Here is a 1,966-nt window from a genome sequence, read left to right on the forward strand (position 1 = left end):
ATAAATCCCCGAATGTCTTTCTATATAAGAGTTTCATTCCTTGTAACCCTGTCCGTTGCATAAGACAAACCGAAGAACCGTATTATTGATATGGCTTTCCTAGACAGCCCCGCTACTTGTCACCCTTTGCAAAAATTTTCTCAAGAATATCCCGAGCAAATTCCGCTATCGCGGTTGAGGTATTGCTACTCGATTTTATAGAGATAGGCTTCTGGGGTTTCAAGAAGGGGAGTCATCGGGCGATCGAGAGGGGGAGTTTTGACGAGGGTAAAAATTGGAAATAAATCGTTCATTTGGATAGCCATTTTAAATTTCGGCTGGATGTAATAACTACCCGATGGGCAGGCATTGGTGATCTTTAGCTCTCTTTTGGTCATAAAGGTATCGATATAATCGTACTGACCGCGCTCTTTTCTTTTGCCTTTCTTAGCTGGATCGCAAAGGGTTGAACCGACCGGAATCTGATTGATAATTGCCACTGTATCGGCCACGGATAGGAGCCTTTCGGAACCGTATTTACTGGCAAGATAACGTTGATTGAAATAGAGATTAGTTGCGATAGAATAGCCGATGATAATTGCTAGAAATAGAGCGAGGATCCTGTGGAAAGTCTTAGTAAAGTTTAGATAGGCCAGACTAGCGATCGCCAACAGGATAGGAGCAAACCAGAGTAAGATTTTACGATGGGAATAAAAATGCTCATCAGGATAATTAGAGGAAGCGTAGAGAAAAATTATCCAAGTAATCGCCAAGAAGCCGATCAGTGTTTTATTGCCTCGATATTTTTTGATGACTACGTATAGAGAAATGCCGAAAAAAATAACCGAAACTACGACATTGAAAATCGATATATTGTCATTCAAAAAAAACACTTGATTACCCAGATAAACCGTTTCCCAAATCGCTTTAAATATACGAGTGAACAGATTGCTCGATGGTTCAGCGCTCGCCCCCTTCTCCGTGAGCGCTCTCAGCAGCCCTTTCGTATTGGCAAATCTCCCGACTATCTCGCTCTGCCAATACATAATCAAGGCGAGATTTGCAGAGGTAATCGATAGAAAAGGCAAAAGACATTTAAGAGTATTCTTGCGATTTCGATAAACAAACCATAGACAGGCGATAACAGAAGTTACTGGGATAATTAACATCGTGGTGCTGTGTAAACTCACCAATATAGCGACGGTAATCCCGAAGAATATCCAAGCTATAGCCTGATAGAGCAGCGGCTTAGTCGTTTCCATCTGGAACCGATAGAGTAAAGCAAAAACGAGCAGGAAAAAGGGTATTGGGCTAGGACACCAGGAAAAATTATTAATAAAATAGTCCGCATAAATCGTGCTATACCAAAATCCTGCCAAACTGGACAGGAGAAGACGTTTATCTTGTTCTACATTTTCTAAAAGTTGATAAACAAAGTAGATTAAAAGGGGAATCGATAGGAAAGAAAATAGTCCATTGGTAAGGACTTGAAATTCGGGAGCAGTACCGAAAATTGTCAGAGGAAACCCTAAATAAAAATAGAGGGGGGGAATTGTGAATCCATATTTTCCACCCCCCCCGCAGGTCCTAATTGAGGAAAATTTCCCTTCCACATATCCATCCAAAAGTAACCACCGCTAATCTGATCGGGATCCGGTCCGATATCGAAGGTAACGTATTCAAAGATACTGACAATCCTGGTGAAAAAGGCAAAGGCGATCGCTAGAATCCCTAAAATCAGTGCCGTTACTCGGACTTTATTGATTGATTTCCCCATAAGTGTCGGTATTTTTATCCTAAAATTGTCTGGTAGCTTCGTGACCGTATCCCCGAATATTTATCTTCGCATGGTAGCACGAATTTCTAGTCCTACTCGGTCAGAATTATAGCGTTAAAGATGAAGTATAACCTGATTTAGCATTACTGGCCGACTCCCCAAAACGAAAACTTCGTACCTCACCATGAAGATAACTGCTAAGTAGTCATG

2 protein-coding genes are annotated in these 1,966 nt (G+C 41.4%); both read right to left on the minus strand.

Going from position 1 to position 1,966, the window contains the following annotated elements; genetic code table 11:
• Positions 1–185 precede the first annotated feature (185 nt).
• A complete protein-coding gene (locus tag PX636_RS08345; protein ID WP_288116725.1) occupies positions 186–1,241 on the minus strand; it encodes a hypothetical protein in 1,056 nt (351 codons plus the stop codon).
• A 266-nt stretch (positions 1,242–1,507) separates the two neighbouring features.
• Positions 1,508–1,756: a hypothetical protein gene (locus PX636_RS08350; protein ID WP_288116726.1), complete on the minus strand. Its 249-nt coding sequence runs from the start codon at positions 1,754–1,756 to the stop codon at positions 1,508–1,510.
• Between the last annotated feature and the right edge of the window lie 210 nt (positions 1,757–1,966).

Source organism: Microcystis sp. M53598_WE2, from assembly GCF_030067735.1.
GTDB lineage: Bacteria > Cyanobacteriota > Cyanobacteriia > Cyanobacteriales > Microcystaceae > Microcystis > Microcystis aeruginosa.

What these genes read in the sequence shown, in the direction of transcription:
- PX636_RS08345 (WP_288116725.1), bottom strand. Translation starts at nt 1,241, where the DNA reads ATGGAAACGACTAAGCCGCTGCTCTATCAGGCTATAGCTTGGATATTC.
- PX636_RS08350 (WP_288116726.1), bottom strand. Translation starts at nt 1,756, where the DNA reads ATGGGGAAATCAATCAATAAAGTCCGAGTAACGGCACTGATTTTAGGG.